At 59.8% G+C, this 19492-nt stretch carries 15 protein-coding genes and 1 tRNA gene; 8 read left to right on the top strand and 8 right to left on the bottom strand.

All coding sequences use genetic code 11. The features are described from left to right. Positions 1–35 precede the first annotated feature (35 nt). Positions 36–1298 (top strand): metallophosphoesterase family protein, encoded by a 1263-nt coding sequence (locus tag C7I87_RS06265; RefSeq protein ID WP_149903389.1) that lies wholly within the window; start codon positions 36–38, stop codon positions 1296–1298. Further along, a complete protein-coding gene (locus tag C7I87_RS06260) occupies positions 1295–4765 on the top strand; it encodes an AAA family ATPase (RefSeq protein WP_149903388.1) in 3471 nt (1156 codons plus the stop codon). Before C7I87_RS06265 ends, C7I87_RS06260 begins: the two co-directional genes overlap by 4 nt. A gap of 143 nt (positions 4766–4908) precedes the next feature. Here C7I87_RS06260 and C7I87_RS35135 read toward each other — a convergent pair whose 3' ends face one another. Then, positions 4909–5283, bottom strand: coding sequence for a hypothetical protein (locus tag C7I87_RS35135; protein ID WP_188393753.1), 375 nt, complete (start codon positions 5281–5283; stop codon positions 4909–4911). Positions 5284–6073: 790 nt separating this feature from the next. Here C7I87_RS35135 and C7I87_RS06245 point away from each other — a divergent pair. The 3 genes from C7I87_RS06245 (at position 6074) to C7I87_RS06235 (ending at position 7341) form a co-directional block, all read left to right on the top strand. Further along, positions 6074–6439, top strand: coding sequence for a YybH family protein (locus C7I87_RS06245; protein WP_149903386.1), 366 nt, complete (start codon positions 6074–6076; stop codon positions 6437–6439). 47 nt (positions 6440–6486) lie between these two features. Continuing rightward, on the top strand, positions 6487–6708 hold the full coding sequence (locus C7I87_RS06240) for a DsbA family protein (RefSeq protein ID WP_149903385.1): 222 nt from the start codon (positions 6487–6489) through the stop codon (positions 6706–6708). A gap of 315 nt (positions 6709–7023) precedes the next feature. Then, entirely contained in the window at positions 7024–7341 is a 318-nt protein-coding gene (locus tag C7I87_RS06235) for a YMGG-like glycine zipper-containing protein (protein WP_149903384.1), read from the top strand. A gap of 253 nt (positions 7342–7594) precedes the next feature. Here the strand turns inward: C7I87_RS06235 and C7I87_RS06230 are convergent, their stop codons facing one another. The 5 genes from C7I87_RS06230 to C7I87_RS06210 form a co-directional block, all read right to left on the bottom strand. Then, complete coding sequence (locus C7I87_RS06230; protein ID WP_246696206.1) at positions 7595–7723, bottom strand: DeoR family transcriptional regulator; 129 nt, start codon at positions 7721–7723, stop codon at positions 7595–7597. A gap of 393 nt (positions 7724–8116) precedes the next feature. Further along, positions 8117–9073, bottom strand: a complete 957-nt coding sequence (locus C7I87_RS06225) for an IS481 family transposase (RefSeq protein ID WP_149903383.1) — start codon at positions 9071–9073, stop codon at positions 8117–8119. A gap of 84 nt (positions 9074–9157) precedes the next feature. After that, a complete protein-coding gene (locus tag C7I87_RS06220) occupies positions 9158–10435 on the bottom strand; it encodes an RtcB family protein (RefSeq protein WP_246696205.1) in 1278 nt (425 codons plus the stop codon). Positions 10436–10615: 180 nt separating this feature from the next. Further along, a tRNA-Pro gene (locus tag C7I87_RS06215) sits at positions 10616–10691 on the bottom strand. Positions 10692–11620: 929 nt separating this feature from the next. Beyond that, positions 11621–11938 carry a chorismate mutase gene (locus C7I87_RS06210; protein ID WP_149903382.1) on the bottom strand — a complete coding sequence of 106 codons (318 nt, stop codon included), beginning with the start codon at positions 11936–11938 and terminating at the stop codon, positions 11621–11623. 445 nt (positions 11939–12383) lie between these two features. Here C7I87_RS06210 and C7I87_RS06205 point away from each other — a divergent pair, with 445 nt between their 5' ends. Together C7I87_RS06205 and C7I87_RS06200 are read left to right on the top strand one after the other, a co-directional pair. Then, positions 12384–12701 (top strand): YMGG-like glycine zipper-containing protein, encoded by a 318-nt coding sequence (locus C7I87_RS06205; protein WP_149903381.1) that lies wholly within the window; start codon positions 12384–12386, stop codon positions 12699–12701. 353 nt (positions 12702–13054) lie between these two features. After that, positions 13055–13288 carry a hypothetical protein gene (locus tag C7I87_RS06200; protein ID WP_149903380.1) on the top strand — a complete coding sequence of 78 codons (234 nt, stop codon included), beginning with the start codon at positions 13055–13057 and terminating at the stop codon, positions 13286–13288. Between the two features lie 28 nt (positions 13289–13316). Here the strand turns inward: C7I87_RS06200 and C7I87_RS06195 are convergent, their stop codons facing one another. After that, entirely contained in the window at positions 13317–14240 is a 924-nt protein-coding gene (locus C7I87_RS06195) for a nucleotidyl transferase AbiEii/AbiGii toxin family protein (protein WP_149903379.1), read from the bottom strand. Further along, positions 14237–14851, bottom strand: a complete 615-nt coding sequence (locus C7I87_RS06190; protein WP_246696204.1) for a type IV toxin-antitoxin system AbiEi family antitoxin domain-containing protein — start codon at positions 14849–14851, stop codon at positions 14237–14239. The genes C7I87_RS06195 and C7I87_RS06190 overlap by 4 nt, the downstream gene beginning before the upstream one ends. An 87-nt stretch (positions 14852–14938) precedes the next feature. Here C7I87_RS06190 and C7I87_RS06185 point away from each other — a divergent pair, with 87 nt between their 5' ends. Further along, positions 14939–19003 (top strand): helix-turn-helix domain-containing protein, encoded by a 4065-nt coding sequence (locus C7I87_RS06185; protein WP_149903378.1) that lies wholly within the window; start codon positions 14939–14941, stop codon positions 19001–19003. The last annotated feature ends 489 nt before the right edge of the window (positions 19004–19492 follow it).

Genomic DNA, 19492 nt, shown 5'->3' with positions numbered 1-19492 from the left:
ACCTGGGACGAGGTCTGTCCTTGGTTGGAGGCTGAATGGCGTTTCGATTTGTTCACACCGCCGACATCCATCTGGATTCACCGCTGCGGTCGCTTGCGCTGCGAAATCTCGAGCTCGCGGAGCTCGTGGGTGATGCCAGCCGCCAAGCCTTCGTTTCCATAGTGGATTTGTGTCTCGAGGAACGCGTGGATGCGCTGGTCATTGCTGGCGACCTTTATGATGGCGATCAAACTTCGATGAAGACTGCCCGGTTCGTCGCGACACAGATCGGCCGGCTACACCAAGCAGGAATTAGAGTCTTCAAGATCCGCGGCAACCATGATGCCCTCTCGCGCATCTCTAAACAGCTGGTGTTTCCGGATAGCGTGACCATTTTCGGCGGCCGCGCCCAATCGGTATTGCAGACCTCGGTTGGTCGGGATGTCGTGTTTCATGGCCTGAGTTTTACCCATTCCAAAGCGCCAGACAGCCTGTTGCCGAAGTACCCAATAGCTCGTGAAGGCGCGGTCAATGTCGGTATCATGCACACCAGCCTAGCCGGCTCGCCCGGTCACGACGTGTACGCTCCCTGCAGCGTGGCCGACTTGCACAGTCATAGTTTCGACTACTGGGCGCTCGGGCACATCCATGTCCGCCAAGTCTATCCAGGGACACGCGCCACTGTCGTGATGCCGGGTATTCCGCAGGGCAGGGATATCAATGAGGCCGGTGAGAAGTCGGCAACGCTTGTGACGATAGGTGATGACGGTTCGATCGAGATCGAGGAGAGGCTGACCAGCGTCGCGCAATTCGAACGGCTCAGCGTCGATCTTACGGAAACAGTTGAATGGTCCGAGGTTGTCACGCGCGTCCGCGTCGCACTTGAACAGCTGCGATCCAATGTTCGATCGAGGCACGTTCTGGCTCGAGTCAATTTGACCGGTGCGTCAACGTTGTCATGGCAACTCATTCGTGACAGGGACCTCCTCCTTGCCGAAGCTCAACAGGTGGCCGGGCAACTGGGGGGCACGTGGATCGAAAAGCTCGATCTTGGCGTCGTTTCGCCTATGGCCGAAACGGTCGAGGATGCAGCTGATCCGATTTATGAACTCGCCGCGTCGATGCGCAGCGACGCCAGGTCGGAGGCGTTCCGCGCCGAGGCGAGAGCTTTCATTCAGAAGACGGTTGCCGAACTTCCGGCGGAAGGCCGCGACTTTGCTGGCAAGAGCGAAGCTGACCTCGACCTTTTCCTTGATAGAGCCCTCGCCAGGGGCATTGATCAGGTCACCGCGCGTCTCAAGGCTGGTGCCTCTTCATGAGATTGCGACGTCTTGATCTTGTTCGGTATGGGAAGTTCACCGATCGGACAGTCGACTTCGGACCGAAGCCCACCTCCGGGCCGGATCTGCATATCGTGTTCGGCCTCAATGAGGCCGGCAAATCGACCGCTCTTTCTGGCTTTCTCGACCTCTTGTTCGGCATTGAGGAGCGCAGCAAATACAACTTCATTCACGAATACAGCGCCATGCGGCTAGGCGGTGTGCTCGAGTTGGCGGGCGTGGAACACGCTTTCACGCGCACTAAACAGCGGAACAATTCGCTCCTTGACGCGACTGGCAAGCCGGTCAGCGAGATGGCGATCACGGCACACCTGGCGGGCCTATCTCGCGACGCCTACACGACAATGTTTTCGTTGGATGACGAGACGCTGGAAGCTGGTGGAAAGGCGATCCTGGAGTCACGCGGTGATCTCGGCAAGCTGTTGTTCACTGCCAGCGCGGGCCTTGGCCATGCAAGCGATACGCTCAATGCCTTGGAAGCAGAGGCCGACGCGCTGCATCGCAAGCAGGCCCAAGGCACGGACATCGCGCTGCTAAAAAAGCGCCTGGCTGAGCTGAAGTCGCGGAAGGATGATATCGACACTCTGGCTTCGACTTACGAAGGGCTGGAGGCGGAGCGTCGAGACGCGTCACAACAGTACGATGGCATAATCAGCGAACGGGCGGTATTGGCGGCGCGGCTCGAGGCGATTGCGCGGCTCGAGCGCGCGCGACCGATGCTGGCTGATATTCGGCGGAAGCTCGCCCAATTAGACGCGTTACCGAAAACCGCTTCGCCAACACGCACTTGGACGGGCTCGATCGCCGAGCTGATCGATGAGGATGCGAGCCTGAGAACGCGTCTGGCCGGCAATGTCGGCGAAGTTGAACGTCTAGTGGCAAGCATTGCGTCCGCTAACGTGGACGAGCTGATCTTAGGGGTCTCCGAGCGCATCCGAACCTTGGCAGGGAGCAAAGTTCGCTATTCGTCGGCAGGCTTAGATTTGCCCACCCGCAAGGTCCAGCTGCAAATCCTCGACAACGCCGTCGCCACTTGCCTAAGCGCGTTGGGGCGGACTTCTGAACAGAACCCTGCGCAGCTACTTTTGCCCGCAGCGACGGTGGGCATCTTGCGAACAATGATTGAGCAGCGATCTGGCATCGCCACCGCGGTAAGTGCTGCTCATAATGAAACTGCGGCTGCGGTCGATGCGCTCCAATCGGCTCGACAGCGAGTCGGCGAAGAAAGAGCTGTGCCCGAATCCGTCAGAGCCAAGCTCGGTTCAGCGTTGTCGAAAGCCCGCGCCAGCAGCCATCTGGCGGAAATTGCGGCGGCCCGCGAGGAGGAAGATACGGGGAAAATCCGCTTGGAGGAGTTGCGGGCTCAGCTGCGACCGTGGGCCGGCGATGCGAGCGCGCTCATGAGCATTGCAATTCCGAGCGCGGGGCAGATTGCTTCCTGGAAGATGGCGGCAACAGATTTAGCCAGAGCCAGCTCGGTGCTCGCCGAACGCCTTGGGGAATGTGAGAGCAACTCCATGAGACACTCGGCACGCCTGGATGCATTTCGGGCGTCCATCGATGTGGCAGACGACGAAGCTGCGGTAGCAAGTCGGCGCGCCCGTGACACAGCTTGGGCGACCCATAAGGCGGCGCTGACCAGCGAAACAGCTGATGACTTTGCCATAGCACTAGCGCTAGACGATGGTGTCGGCACAGGTCGCTTGGCGAACGCGTCGGATTTGGCAGAGATGCGCGCAACCACCAGGGCGCTTGCCGAAGCTTTGGCGGATCTGTCTCGCTTGCGTCAACAGCACGCACAACTTGGCCTCGACCGGGATGCCAAATTGGCAGAGGTCCGTCAGGCCAGCGGTCAGTTGCTAGGAGACGCGATCGAGCCGTCGCTAGAGCGCCTGGTAGATCGCTTGCAAGATCGAATTGAGGTACGCGCTGATGCACTCGCTGCATGGGGGCAGATCGAGCTTTCTCGCAAGAAGGCGGAGCGGGCTGCCGAAGCAGGCGAGCAGATCCGACTGGAACTGATTAGGGCGTTGACGAGCGTCGGAATAACGTCGACGCCGGATGACACGCTGGAAGCCGTTATGGCCCTCGCGGAATTGTTTCTGGATCGGCAGCGCAAGTTAGACGCAGAATACGCTGAAGCACTAAGAACCGTCACTGGCAGAGAGGAGGATCTTACTGTCAGACGTCGTGCTCTCGCCATGGCCGAGCGGCGCGAGGACGAGTGGCTCGCCGCGATCGCCGACACGCTCAAGGGAACTTGGCTCGAGAGTGGCGTATCCGCTTCCGCCTTAAGCACAGTGCTCGAACAGTTGGGTAATCTTGCCAAAAGCGTGCAAGAGCGAGACGCCCTCCAACTGCGCATCGACAAAATGGAAGATGACAGAGCCGATTTCCTCAGTGAAGGCAGCGCTATTGCGGCAGATGTCGCGGAGGCAATGAAGGACGGAGAGGCGGAGCAACTGGCAGTTCGCCTCGGCGACCGCCTTGATCGCGCTGAAAGGGCCCGTGACACGAAGGCAGGCCTTTTGGCCGATCTCGAACGCTTAAAGGGCGAGCGCAGTGTCCTCGACAATGAGACTTCGATCCATAAGCACCGAAAGAATGAGGTGCTGATCGCATTCGGCGTCGAAACCTTGACCGACGTGGCTCAGCGCGACGAGTTACTGCGGGAGAGGGATCGGCTGCGCACCAACGTAGCCGAGCTAGAGGATCGCGTGGCGGCGGAACTTTCATTGGAGAAGTTTGAACATGCCCGCTCGGTCCTTGACGAGATCGACTTCGACGGCCTGGTGATCGAAAAGGGACAAGGCGAGCAGAGGCTCCAGCAGCTCGACGGCGCTCTCCAACAGCAGCTCATCCGACGAACGCGTGCGGCAGACAAGATTGATGAGATTGGAGGCGACAGCGCCGTCGCTCGGCTCGAAGCCGAACGTCGAACCATCCTGCTGGAAATCGAAGATAGCGCGGTTCGCTATATTGAGTTGAAGCTCGGCATCATGTCAGCAGGAAATGCTTTGCGCGCATACCGTGAGCGCCACCGTTCAGGAATGATGGCGCGTGCTTCGGACGCGTTCAAGCTAATAACGCGAGGTCAGTATTCGGGCCTCACAACCCAGCCTGTAAAAGGTGGCGAGGTTCTGATCGCAATGCAGCGCGACGGCCAATCCAAAGTCGCCGATGCGCTGTCAAAAGGCGCACGCTTTCAGCTCTATCTGGCCCTGAGACTCGCTGGATACTACGAATTCGCACAATTCCGACAGTCGGTGCCATTTGTTGCGGACGACGTCATGGAGACGTTCGACCATATCCGATCCGAGGAAGTGTTCAGGCTTTTCGGCGAAATGGCGGGCATGGGGCAGGTGATCTATCTAACGCATCACAAGCATCTATGCGAAATCGCTAAGGCAGTAGTGCCACGGACTACCATCCACGAACTCGAATAGAATGGCCGCACAAACAGCGTCTTCCAATCTACAAGCAAATCTCTGACCTTGGCCGCGCTGCCGGAAACTGCCTCTTCTTCTCCTCCCCCCTTACATGCCAAGATCGCGTGGAACGCACGTTACAACAGAAAGCAATACCGGAATTAAGTGATTTGATACTTGAGCCGACGTTGTACGAAGGCGGGCCGCCAACCATCGAGCACCCTTGTCCCTGACTGCTGCGCATCGGCAATCCGCTGTTGCCTGATCCAGCCCCCTTGGTAGGTGTGTCCCTTGAAATCAATTATCAAAGGATCGGACGCGTTCGCGACGCTATCGAGCTGGCAGAATGCTCGCAAACTCAGCTTCTTGGACACAGTAACGCGCATGCCATTGCGGATGATGTGGCAGCCAAAATCCGTGGCGCAATATGTTGCGCAATGCCAGCGAGGCAACTCTCTGTGCGGTATTTTCTGATCGTTTCGGGGCTTGAGACGCTCGTCGGAGGCAGCATGCAGCCGCGGCGATATATTAGCCATAGGCTGGCTGCGGTATGACCAATCCTCTTGTATCGGTGCGACCAATCGTAACCCTGGCGTGTGAACGCTCGCGCTGCTCCATCTTCAGGGATGAGTTGGGTCGGCCGTCGTATTTGATCTCGTGAAGCCAGCTGCCGTCCTCGGGGCTTTCTCCACCAGCGTCGGCAATTGAAACTTGATGAACGACAGCCGGTCTTCGGTCCGACTCCTGCACCCGTTGCTCCTCGGACCGGGAGTCAAACCGTCCGACCGCAATCGGTTCCGTGAACTTTAGCGAGAATGCATTTAACGGATTTGCGGCGCCAGCCGAAAGCAAGGAAGCGCCCAACCTCCGTCGGGCAGCTACGCGCGTAGCCCCGGTTGTCGCCTACGCGGGTGTATCATTTTAATACAATCCTCAATTGGTGGACTTGTGCGATACACCGGCAGTTAATTCGGCCCTCAGGCAAAAAAAGGAGAGAGGCGGCGAACTGGGAGAGGGCGATGTCCGTGCAAAAAGAAGACTATCGAACGAACAGGGCTGATTACACGATTGCTGCGAAGCGCGGCGGTGCGCTCGCTGATGGTGGTGAGCACGACGAGTTACTCGCAAGAAGAACGAAGTCGCTTTGGCTTAAGGATTGGCGCACTGCCAGGTTGGCCGCGAACCCGCCGGAAAGTTCCTTCGGATCAAGACCTAGACCGCGCGGATAGCGTCCTCAGTGCGCTTGGCGGGCTTTCTGGATAAACGGTCGGGCTGAAGTTCCAAAGTACAGGAATCGTATCAGAAATAGCTGATGTGTCGCCGCCGATGTCGATCCACGAGGAACTGCAGGTTTTCTTGAATGCCTATGTGGCTGCCTATCGTGTCGGCGACGCCAAAGCATGCGGCGCGATGTTTACGGCCGATGCTGAATTGCATTCGCCCTACGCGCCTCCGGCTAGAGGCCGAGACGCGATCGAAGCTCTCCACGCAACCTGGACGAACGGGCACAGCGAGGCGACCGACAAGAAAATGAAAGTGATACATTCGGACAGATCCGGTGACCTGGCCTGGTGCCTGGCAACGTATACCGAGGGCCTGGAGGTCGGCAACGGTACGTCGGTCGACGTCTTCGAGCGACAGGCCGACGGGTCATGGCGCATACGCATGTGCAGCCTTAACAGCACCGACTGAGGAATAGGTTTGTTGCCGACTTGGGTGCGGCCGCGGAGGCGGTGGAAATGAAGCAGATCGACTTCTTCTATTTCTTCGGGAGCGGCTACGCGTATCTGTCGGTGATGCGCATTGACGCTATGGCGAAACAGTCGGGCGTTGCCGTTCGATGGCGCCCCTTCAATGTCCGCACCGTGATGGCCGAGAACAACATTGCCCTCCGCACCCAGGCGGCAAAGGTGAAGTACATGTGGCGTGATGTGGAGGAGCGGCGCGCGGAGGCCAATTGAGTGTCGGTCAGACGGGGTGGCGACGATGTCATAGCGCATCATGTCGGGATATGCAGCGATGGCATCTTTCTGGTTCGCAATAGAATAGGTCGGCAGGTCGGTTGACAGGCGTACGTACCGCGCCCCCGGGCCGGTTTAAGTGCGGAGGCCTTCGGAACGGTTCTTTACCCATAGCTTCTCGTGCCCCCAGCCCCCAGCGATGTCAGTCTGCAATATATGGCCAGCTTCTGCCTGCCGTCAGGTTACGGACATCCCGACAGTTTATATCGGATGGATTGTTCCAACGGCCCGCGCGGCCTAAAGGAGTTTCCTTAGATGATTCTCAAGAAAGCGGTTTTGGCCGTCCTGATGACGGCAGCCCTGGCAGGCTGCGAAACGCAGACGGAAGGACAGCAGCGGGCAACCACGGGCGCTCTGCTCGGCGGTGCCGGTGGCGCGCTGGCCGGCCAGGCCATTGGCGGCAACACGAAGAGCACCGTCATCGGCGCGGCCGGCGGCGCGCTGCTCGGAGCAGTCGTCGGCTCCGCCACCACTCCGCAGCGTCGCGAGGATCAGTTCTGCCGCTACCAGGATCGCTACGGCCGAATTTACATCGCACGTTGCGATGCCCGATACTATAGCGGCAACTATTGATAACGGCGTAGCCAGGGCGCTCGATCGGATGGTAATCCGCCACACCTGTGGCGGACCAACGGCACTCTTGAAGACAGTTGACTGGATATCCGGCGGGATTTGCTTAGCGCCAATTCTGGCCCAGCCATGTCCTGCCTCCAACACGACGTGCAGCGATCGCAAAGGCGGCATTTCACGCTGCCAAGACAGCACATCATCTGCAACGATGGGCGGTACGCGCCAGCAAGAAAGCTTGTTCGGCACAATCAACAGCTTAAGGCTGCTGGGTGGCGGCGGCCCCACCATGGACGCGCACGACCAAGCCGTCCTGCTCGAGCTGTTTGATATCCCGCCGCGCGGTCTCCTCAGAAATGTAGAATAGTATCAGGTCCCGGATACGCACTTCGCCATCCGCTTGGAGAGCAGGTTGGCCTGAATGGAGGTAGCGTCATTTCGCAAAGCATGCCGGTGGGGCTGCGGATTATGACGATCCGGCCGCTCCTGGCGAACGTTCAGCACGGCGGTTGCATGCCAACCGATAAAGGGCTTCGTGGGGCGCTCACGAGCCTGCTTTAGTGAAATACGTCCGGGAGCAAACACCCGGCGACGGAAAGTAGGCTGAGGTTGCGCCAAAAAGTAGTGCCTTCGCGAGGGCCCATTGGTCGGGCACGTTTACCCGAGGATCGTCAGCTCTCACGGAGATCCGCAACGGGGCGGCATTCACCTTCGTGCGCTGTGCCCACTCAATTGGCCGGGCGGTATGTGGGCTCAGCGCGCCACCGGTCGAACACGCTAGCTAGTTGTGGAGCCTCAATAGGTTGTCCTCGGTTAGAGCGAGGCGACTGATAGGTGTTTTGGACTTTAGGCTTCCGTGGGGACGGTGCCAATTGTAGCGATGCAGCCAGACCGGCAACTCTGCGGCGCGGTGATCTGAAGTCGGATAGGCGATGGCATAGGCCCATTCGCGCAGCGCCGTCTGGATGAAGCGCTCGGCCTTGCCATTGGTCTTGGGCGTATAGGGCCTTGTCGTGATGTGCTTGAGGCCGAGATCGCGGCAGGTCTTGGCGAAGGCCTTCGATCTGTAGCAGGAGCCGTTGTCGCTCATGACGCGGGCTATCGTGACGCCGAGGCTGGCGTAGTAGGCCACCGCCGCCTTGAGGAAGGCGATGGCGCTTTCCTTGCGCTCGTCGGGCAATATTTGCGAGAAGGCGATACGGGAGGCGTCGTCGATGCAGACATGGACGAACTCCCAACTGCTGCCGCGGGAGCTGGCATTGCCGGTACGTTTGCCGGTAATGCGATGACCGATGCGCTCGAAACGGCCGAGCTTCTTGATGTCGATGTGGATCATCTCGCCGGGATGCTCGCGCTCGTAGCGGCGAACCGGTTCGGCCGGTTCGATATCCCTCAACCGCGACAGTCCGGCACGCTTGAGAACCCGACTGACGGTAGCGGGCGAGACGCCGACTTCATGGGCGATGTGTTTGCCGGTCCAACGTTGCCGCCGCAGCGCCACGATGCGTTCGGCGATCGACGCAGTGGTGGCCTGTGGCATATGGGCGGGCCGCGAGGAACGGTCGACCGTGCCGGCCCGACCTTCGGCCTTATAGCGCTCGATCCAGCGCGCCACGATCTTGGCCGACACGCCATAGACGCGCGCCGCATGGGCCTTGGAAAAACCGCCCTCTATCACCGACAGCGCCATCTCCTCTCGACGCAGCGGCGTTAGACGGGCATTCTTGTGAATGTTCATTCGGACCCTCCGGCGAGTGCTGAAGCCTGGTAACTCCAGTCTCCTCGGTCCGGTCCGAATGGACAACCTCCCGAAAGCTCACAGCTAGTCCTTGAATGGATCGAACTCATTGGCCCCTGCCATCGCTACGGCGACCGGCCGCAGCGTGTGGAGCACCTTGATCGAGGCGGAATGATGGGCGAGCACTTCCGGCAGCCGGCGATAGGCCATCGGGCTTTCGTCAAGATCGGCTCCAATCAGCACGACGCCGCGTTCTTGTAGCCAACGCTCCATCTCATCCCGCTGGAACCGGCGCTTGGCCTCCTTGCGTCCGAACAAACGGCCGGCGCCGTGCACAGTCGAATAGAGAGAGGAGCGCGCCTCGTCGCCATCGACGCCTTCGATGATCACGGCATCGTCACCCATAGAGCCGCCGACGAAGCCGCGCTGGCCGGGGAAAGCCGGCGTCGCGCCCTTGCGGACCACCCACAGATCGCGGTCGCCGTGCCGCTCACGCCAAGCGTAGTTGTGGTGGTTGTGCACGCCGTCGGTCACATTGCCGCCAATGATCTTGCGGACGCGCTCACAGACCCATTCCCGGCCCGCGTAGGCATACCTGCCGGCCAGTTCCATTGCGGCGATGTAGCGCTGCCCGATCTCGCTATCCTCATTGATCACGGCAGGCGGACCGTTCATCCCATCCTTGCCGCCGGCAGCCTTCAGGTACTTCGTCGCGCTAGAGTGGCCGAGTCCGCGCGAGCCGAAGTGCACGCCGACCCAGACAAAGCCCTCTTCATCGCGCATCAGGTCAACATAATGGTTGCCCGATCCGACCGTGCCGAGCTGAGTGGCGGCCTTGCTCCGATAATCTTCACGATCCGACATGCGCCATGCCTCGGCGTCGTCCAGCAATTCATGCTCCACACGCTCATCGTTGGTGCGACCGATCCCGAAGGAGATAATGCGGGCCACGTCCCTGATGATCGCCGGAACGCGATCCTGGATGGCAGCGAACGGGGTATCCAGCCTGATTGCCATATTGCCGCAGCCGATATCGAAGCCGACGCCGGAAATACTGATCTGGCCTTCATAGGCGATCACGCCGCCGACCGGCTGCGCATAGCCAAGGTGACCATCTGCGCAGATCGTGCCGGCCACGACATTGCCGACCGCCATGCAGTTGCGCATCTGCGCAAGCGTGCCTTCGTCGTGCTCTCCAAAAACCCTCAACGGAGAGTTCTGATATTCGGTTGCCTGTGGCGGCAACTCGACTTCGCTGGCTTCCTTAAGCACTTGCTCTTGGCGAGCGGCATCACGGTACGTGCACCAGGCGGGCATGCCGCGCCCGTCGGCGACGCGGCTGTCTGGATCGATACCGGCCATTGCGCACAACTCACGAGCGCGCGATTCCAATGGATGGGACTGCCGCATGTTCACGCCTCTTTCAGGGGATTGGTGCCAGCGGGGCGGAGTCGAACCTCCGGCCTTCAGCTTACAAGGATGCTGCTCGACCACCGAGCTACGTCGGCGCGAAAGGCTATTGCCGTCGTCTCGTTCGGGAGGTGGTCAGGGCGGCCGGACTCGAATCGGCGACTTCCGCATTCCAAGTGCGGCACGCTACCAACTGCGCCACACCCTGAAAGGGAGTGGGTCGCGGTCGGTCGATATGCGCTTCGCGGTTCATGCCGATCTCCTATCTAATTGAAGCGGATGGCGTTCGGTGTCGGATTGAGACGTTTGAGCCGAAGCGGCGTTAGGCCAAGCTCATCAGATGAGCCCCGCGCCCGCCGCTCCCAGTCAGCCAAGTCCTTCTCGTATTGGTCTTGAACCCACAGAGGCACGGTGGCGCTTGGCGGTGAGATCGAACTGGCCGCTTGCTTGCCACTCTTCCGATACTGTCGAAGCGCCCAAGGCCGCTTTGCGACGATCTATTCCATCCATCGCTCTGGCCCGGACGCAAAAGTCTAGCCCTTCCGCAAGCAGGTGCTTTGTATCGTCGCTCATCTCAATCTCATCACTATAGCGACAACAACCGCTTGGATGGGCATGGTGCGGGTGGGAGAACTCCCATGCCCGCACGTCATAAAGGCACCAATACCGATTCTAGCTTGATCCGGTCCGCAATCGGTCGGCTGCTTGAATTTCCGAACTTCTCGAACGCCCGTTCTCCTGGCTGATCGTTTTCGTTTCATCGCCGATCTCGCCGGCATATTTCGGTTCTCGCTACGAGGCGACCCAAGCTTCAAACGCTCGCGCCGGATCGATTGCGCAGGCCCGATTCAACCTGCGGATCACGCTTAGGAGAGAGCCCTTGCGATCCTGACTTCCTTCGCGCGATCGTTGTCGGTCGGTCGCGTTGCGAGTCACACAGCAATAGTCGTGCCAAGGGAGAAACGGCTTGAATACGATGGGTCCGTCGAAACAGCTATGTCGGATGTCCAACATTGTCGTACTTCTCACAATGCTGCTCAGGGTGCTTTCCATGCTCGTGTCGTACTCACGGGCTCTATGCGAGTCCTTGCGTAGGCATCCCGTTGCAACAAGCATCAAATAGGCCGGTCCAACACGTCACCGCTTCACACCATGCGCTACCAGACTTGCTATCGCCTCATGTCGACGGACTGAATGGGCAACGACAAATCGGAGATAAGCTTCGGCCAGCTCTGGCTCAAGACCCGCGCTCAGAGCGAGGTCACGCAAGCGCTTGGTCTGTGCGGCCTCACGCGTGCTATCTTGGGCCAAGTAGCCATGTTGGGCTTTGAGGAAGCCGACCTCCTCCGTGCAGCGAAATCGCTCAGCGAGCATGTGGATGATCGCGGAGTCGATATTGTCGATTGTGTTCCGATGCTCTGCCAGGCGAACTTCCACCCTAAGATCTTCCTTCATCCATTCTCCTGAGCTGACAGCAAAAAAAGCCATTGATAACCCCGCGCGAGAACTCCGGCTTTCAGCAGATTTCCCACCGACATCGCCGCGGGATGCTGGCAATGACGAACGTCCGCTGCGGCACCTAGCTCGATCTCTCGTGGTCAGCCAGGCGCCGTGGCGATGATGTCATAGAGCATCATGTCGGCATATGCAGCGATAGCATCGCAACAGGATAGGTCGGCAGGTCGGTTGACATGCGTACGTACCGCGCCCCCGGGTTCCCGGTTTGAATGCGGAGGCCTTCGGAACGCTTGGTTCTTTACCCATAGCTTCTCGTGCCCCCAGCGATGAGAGTTTGCAATATATGGCCAGCTTCTGCCTGCCGTCAGGTTACGGACATCCCGACAGTTTACATCGGATGGATTGTTCCAACGGCCCGCGGGGCCTCAAGGAGTTTCCTTAGATGATACTCAAGAAAGCGGTTTTGGCCGTCCTAATGACGGCAGCCCTGGCAGGCTGCGAAACGCAGACGGAAGGACAGCAGCGGGCAGCCACGGCCGCTCTGCTCGGCGGTGCCAGTGGCGCGCTGGTCGGCCAGGCCATTGGCGGGAACACGAAGAGCACCGTCATCGGCGCGGCCGGCGGCGCGCTGCTCGGAGCAGTCGTCGGCTCCGCCACCACTGCGCAGTGTCGCAAGGATCAGCTCTGCCGCTACCAGGATCGCTACGGCCGAATTTACATCGCACCTTGCGATGACCTTTACTATAACGGCGACTATTGATAACGGCGTAGCCAGGAGGGACAGGTCCCTATCCTCTCACCCGAGCAGAAGCACCTCTGACACATGTTTTTTCTGAGTCAGTGGCGCCGGACTCCGGAGACCCAACGCGCGAACCTCACCGAAGCCGATGAATTGCGGATGGTCGAGGATATACTCGACGAGCTTCGTGAGGCCGCGCCTCACCGCTTTGATGAAATCGAAGCCCTGGCGACACCTAAGCCAAGGCACGAACACTGTGCAACGTTCGAATTCATCCCTCGGAGAGCCAAGCGCGGAGGTGATGCGGGTGCTCGAGCGGCGCGCTGCGCATTATGCAGCCAAAAAAGAGCTTCATCATCGGGAGCCGACCGGTCGTGAAACTGACTGCGCACGATCGCGCGGACCTCAACGATCCGGCCGTGGAGATGTGGCTTCCGGTCGCCTCAGACGTCGCTGTAGGAGTGGGACAAGGCGACGGAAATGTCAGTCTCCATCAAATAGTCGACGAGCGTCCCGTTCGACAGCTCAACACGGCGATCGCGAACCAGAGCGGTACGATCGCTGCCGCCTCAGCAGCGCTAGTGAAATCCATTGCCAATGCGCGTTGAAACGGACCCGGTTGGAAGCGCGACGGCCCTAACTCCACGACCCGTCATCAGGGCCCCATCGGCCCTTGGCCCCTTCTGGCACGGCAAGACCAGCGATCACAGGGCCCAGAAACCGTCGCAATTCCATCTGAAGCTCTGGGAAAGAAGGCGGCTGAATGGTCGGCGGATTCCGACGAAGAAAGCCAGTCCAGAGACCCCGCTCGGCGGCGATAGTCGCGAACGCCTCGGTCAAACCCACAGGCATCTCAGTCGGGATAGCAGTCTCTCGGCGCCGGAGCGTACCGCCGACGGCCTCTACCAGCTCGGGCAGTTCGAAGCCGAATGTGCGGAGCGTGACCCAAATGTCGTAGAAGTCCTTGATCCGCCCATTCGCTGCCCCGAAGCGGATCATCGCTTCGAATTTCTCTGCGATCACAGTTTCGGGCGGGTACATGAGAATGTTCGCCGCCGGAAGGTTCGGCAGAAGAGAGGGGAACATCCTTCGCTGCGGCGGTGGATAGACATGATCGCCAAAGCCAATATCAACCTGAACGGGGATTACTGCCCTGGCGAGCACTCCCTTCACGCTCAGGCGAACACCCTGGTACTTGTCACCTTCACGCACCGGTTCGACGGTGAGAGTGGACGGATCGAAGATGATGCCGTCATCGGGCGCTTCGACCTGGCAGATGCGCGTGAAGAGTGCAGCGATTGCGCCGAGTTTGGGGTCGCCGTGGCCGAGCAGATCGAGATCACCCGTTGGCCTGAAGACGTGTTCAGGCCAGGTTACGAACAGCATCGCACCCTTGAGCATATAGTGCTCGGCCGCATCCGTCAGACTAAGACGGAAGAGCAGGCGTTCGATCGCGTAACGCGTCAGGATTCGCTGATAGACATCACCATGTTGCCTGGTGTGTTGAAGCAGGCGCTCCCTGATTGACACCGCGGGGTTCTTGAGGACCTTGGCCATCATTGCATCGCCTTGATGTAGGGCTCGATCCGGGCTGTGACCCTGTCGATGCCTGCGTACTTCATGAGCTCACTCGCCGTGGTCTTTTGTTGCCGCAGAGCATCTCGGAGCGCTTCGATGGCGACATCCTCGCCGACGTGGCGGCGATGTTTGAAGCAATCGGCAACTGTTTTCGCGACGCCATAGATCGGCACATCGACGCCTTCGACCCGGATGTGCTCGACCCCCGCCGTCAGGACATCGCCGGTCGCTCGAACGATCTCGAGCCGCAGGCCCTGGGCATTCGGCGTCCGCGCCTTATGTGGTATAGTCATCCATACGGCGTGCGGCAGCTGAGTCGTCAGCTCATGATGGCGAAGCGCACTTACAAGGCTGACGACGCCGTACGGTACCAGGCGTGCGGCTTCTGCGAGATCGTGAGCGGTGTCTTCACCGACTCGCTCAGGGTCTTGATAGAGGCCGCGTCCGAGACGGACGATATCCCCAGCGTCAGCTAGGCGCTTCAGATACACGAGCGGGATGCCCGCTGCCTTGAAGTCGCGTGCGCGCGCAATCCCGCGGTCTCGTATGAGACCCAGGGCGCTTTGGCGGTAATTCATATGACGTTCGGCCATGATGATGTTATCTAGTGTCGGCAAATTTTATGACTTGTCCACAAAAAATAGCAGTTTGGAAATCTCAACTGATGTCATATATTTCTTATGACCATGGCGCAACAAAGTTCTCAATCCGATCTCTCCCCCAAGCTCGTGCGAGCCGCGCGGGCCCTATTGGCGTGGTCTCAACAGGACCTGGCCAAGCAAGCCGGGGTGGCAACGTCGACTGTAGCGGACTTCGAGAGAGGCCAACGGAACCCGGTCGCCAACAATGCCCAAGCGATTCGCACCGCGCTTGAAGGCGCCGGTATTCGGTTCCTTCCAACGGGGGCGGTGATCGGACCGGCGGTCCCGAATATCACCACATCCGAACGCCCCGGCGCACCCATCCGTTGGGTGAGCGCCGAGGATCTCTCGGACTGGGCGGACCGGACCGACGGTGCGGTTAGCTTGCCAACTCTTCTCGCCAGTCTTATCCGCGCAACCTGCGGCACGACGGTCCACCTTCGTTTCCCAGCAGACGAGGGTGTTCGCCATCCGGGCTGGGACGGACGGACGACCACCGAAATCGGAAGCACCTACGTGCCGAAGGGCGAAGCCGGCTGGGAGATAGGCAGCCAGCGCCGCGATATCGAGAAGAAGGCGACAGAGGACTATCGTAAGCGAACTGACGAACCGGCGCCGCTAAATCCAGCCAACGCGACCTTTGTGTTCGTCACACCTCGCCACTGGCCGGGCAAGGATAAATGGGCGAAGGCCCGAGAGGAGGAAGGCCACTGGTCAAGGGTACGCGTGTATGACGCCGATGACCTCATTCACTGGATCGAACAAACGCCGGCGGTTGGACTTTGGCTGGCGGTTCGCTTGGGCAAACGACCGGAAGGCACACGCGAGCTCGACGAAGTTTGGGAAGAGTGGTCGCTCGCAACCAAATGGCCTCTGACAGGAGACTTGGTGCTGAGCGATCGGGACCAAGACGCCGCTGACGTTCTCCGTTGGCTTCGCGGTGGGCCGTCTGTCTTCTCCGTTCAAGCCACAACGACCGATGAGGCGGTGGCGTTTTTTTATGCCACGCTCGCGATGCTACCGGAGGATATGGCAGCCGCCTATAGAGCTCGCTGTCTTGTGGCGACGACTGCGGGAGCTGCGCGGGCACTGGCTAACGCCCCACCCCCCTTGATTATCGTGTTGACTGAACCGGACTCCGGCCTGGCACACTCGCTGACGGAACGCGGGCACTATGTGCTGCAAACTTATGACGAGCGACCGATCTCCCGAGGCGAAGTCCGTTCGCTCCCGCGACCATCGCGCGAAGGGATCGCCGGCGCCCTGATTGCGGCGGGCATTACCGAGCCTCGTGCCGAGGCGTTCGCGCGCGACAGTGCCCGCAACCTGGCTGTCCTGCGTCGTCGTATTCCTGCGGCGGCAGGACGCCAGCCGCAGTGGGCGGAAGATACACCGCCCCAAGCTTTGCTGGCAGCACTTCTCGCCGGCGGCTGGGATGAGAACGCGAAGCACGATCGGGCTCGACTATCCGAGCTCGCAGATCAGCCGTATGACGCTATCATTCGCGATCTGGTCCCTTATGTGGGCAAGTTCGACAGCCCACTGCAAAAGATCGGCTCAACTTGGCGCATAGCGTCGCCACCAGACGCATGGTTTTGGCTCGCGCGGCACCTCACGAGCGTCGACATCAAGCGTTTCGAGGACGCGGCTCACGCTGTGCTTGGATCTGCCGACCCGAGATTCGAAATGAATCCCGACGAACGCTGGTTGGCGGACGTTCGAGGCATTCATCCTGACTATTCGGGAATGTTGCGTCATGGAATCGGACAGGTACTGATCTTGCTCGCGCTGTGGGGCGACGAGGTGAGCATTGTCCCAGACACCGCACGCCGTGCCGACAATATCGTTGCCAAGCTGCTAGCCAATGCCACTCAACAACGATGGTGGTCGCTCTCTCGAGATTTCCGACTGCTTGCTGAGGCGTCACCGAGCGCCTTCCTAAGCGCAGTTGAAGATAGCCTCGATCTAAACGATCCGCCTATCCGCGCCTTGTTCGGTAGATCAGATGAAGGGATGTTCGGTACTGAACATCTATCAGACCTGCTTTGGGCCCTGGAGTCCTTGGCCTGGTCGCCCGAGCTAATGCCCCGAGTGACCCATGTCCTGGCTCGCCTAGACGCCATCGACAATCCACCGGGACAATATGCCAACCGACCCGCAAACAGCCTCCGTGAGATCCACCTTCTCTGGATCCCACAAACATTTGCGCCACTCGATCTGCGGCTGAAGGCGCTCGACTTGATTCGAAAACAGGAGAGCGACTCCGCGTGGAAGCTTATGCTGAGCATCCTGCCGCAGGGCCACGACTCTTCTTCGCCGACTCCGATGCCGCTGTGGCGTGATTTCACAGTTGATGAGAGCGAGGTCGTTACCTGGAACCTCATCGGCCGTGGGGCCGCAGCTATCACTGAACGTCTGCTCGCTGACGTTGGCCTCGACGCCGGCAGATGGACGGCACTGCTCGAGCGGTTCGCCGACTTGTCGCCTAACCCCGAAGGTGGGTTTGCGGCACTGGAAGCGGCCGAACCGAAGATTACAGAAAAGGTCGATCGCGCGACAATATGGGCGACCCTGCGTCGTGTGCTCCATCACCATCGGCAGTTTCCGGACGCCGAGTGGTCGATGCCTAGCGAAGTGCTTGACCGACTCGAAGCAATCTACGACCGCTTCGCGCCCGCCGATCCGATAGAGCGCGCCGCATGGCTCTTCGAACAGGAAGTCACCCTGCCAAACCCCTCGACTGAGGGCTGGAAGACGGAAGAACGTGACGTCGATCTGGCGAGGCGCCGGGCTGCCCAAGCCTTGTTCGCGGAAGGCGGGGTTTCGACCATCCTGGCGCTATCGCACATGGTCGGCACGGCTGGCTACATCGGTAAGGCCCTCTATGATAACGGCCTGTCAGAGCTCGATCTTGAATCCCTGTTGGACGCGGCTGTTCGAAGCGACGACGCGCACGAACGCGCTCTCGCTCACGGCCTGATCATATCAGCCTTTGCGGACCGAAAAGAGCCCTGGGCTGCGGCCTTGATTGCCAAGGCAAAGGACCAGGCTTGGGGCGACACTGCGTTGCTTACAATCCTGCGTGCGCTGCCCGGTCGGCGGTGGACCTGGGACCAAGCGGCCCAGGCTGGCGCAGAAATCGAGGAGGCTTATTGGCGTCAAACACCAGTATTCTGGATGAGCGAAGGTAGCGAGGAGGTGGGGTTCGCAATCCGCAAGCTGATCTCGGTCGGACGTGCTCGTCACGCTCTGCCGCTTGCGGGACGCGACAACCAGAATGATCTTCCTTCCGATCTTCTCCTCGAGGTCCTGCTCGAGGCGGCCAGCCAACCCTTCGAAAATGCTGACGACAGGAACGAAGCAACAATGTTCCAGCACTACGCCGCAGAGATTCTTCAACTGCTGGATAATCGGAGCGACGTAGACACGAAGATGCTGGCCAGGGTCGAGTGGACCTACCTGCCGGTGTTGACCCGTTCACGCCGACCGCCGAAGGTATTGCTGAAGGCGCTTTCAGAACAGCCATCCTTCTTCGTTGAAATGCTCAGCGTTGTGTTCAAGGCAAGAGAGGAGAGCGGCGTCGTTGACGCAGAGCCGGAAAATCCGGAGCGAGCCCGCGCGGTCGCAAACCAAGCCTATCGGTTGCTCGATGAGTGGGATCGTCTTCCTGGGACTCAGGACGATGGCGCGATAGACGCCACAGCTCTAGAGACGTGGATCAAGGAAGCTCGCTCGCTAGCCAAAGCAGCGGGCCGGGAAGATATCGCCGATAGTCGGATTGGCAACGTGTTGGCTGCTTCCCCGTTGGGTGCGGACGGAAACTGGCCGCACGAAGCGGTGCGCGACGTTATCGATCTCTTTCGCAGCAAACCGATGATCAATGGTTTTGTAGTCGGTAAGAGCAATCGGCGTGGCGTTACGATGCGATCGCCGCGCGATGGCGGAAATCTGGAGCGTCAGGAGGCTGAAAAGTACCGAAACTGGTCGAAGGCCATCTCCTTCGACCATCCACATACCGCCAAGGCTCTCGACACTCTCGCGGACAGCTACGAAGCTCAAGCGCACCGTCATGACGAGAGTGCTGAGCGGCTGGACTGGGAGTGACGTCTTTGGGTGCGATGCGACTGTCCGACCATAGGAGTTTGCGCATCGTAGAAGCGCTTGTGAACCATGCTGACCTCCACAATCCCGAACAAGCCCGAGCATGAAGTCAACCACCACTGACATACCCTCTGGAGGCAATCCGTCGGGGCGAGGCGGAGCCGGCGTCTACGTAGAGGGTGAGCTCGGCGCCTTTTATCTGCTCGCCATGCTTTCCGGCAACGATGCCCGTGGCGTTCCCGGGAGTAAGATTACGCGCGTGCAATTTCAAGGCGCGGAGCACGGCTTCGCTTTGGATCCGCCGTGGGATGGCCATTCGCAAAGCCAGTGACAGAATTTGCGTCAGCGGGGTCAATCACCTTCACTGGCCGCGGCGTGCTGCAAGAGGACCGCGCGATGGCTTTCTTGGCAGCCTTGCCGTCGCGTCCAGGGTGCATGGCGTCATACAACCCTAATAGAGTCTCTGTTGTCGATTCCGGTCAGTGACGTCCG

The organism is Mesorhizobium sp. SARCC-RB16n (genome assembly GCF_008520305.1).
Lineage (GTDB): Bacteria > Pseudomonadota > Alphaproteobacteria > Rhizobiales > Rhizobiaceae > Mesorhizobium.
This window is presented reverse-complemented; position numbering and strand designations above follow the sequence as displayed.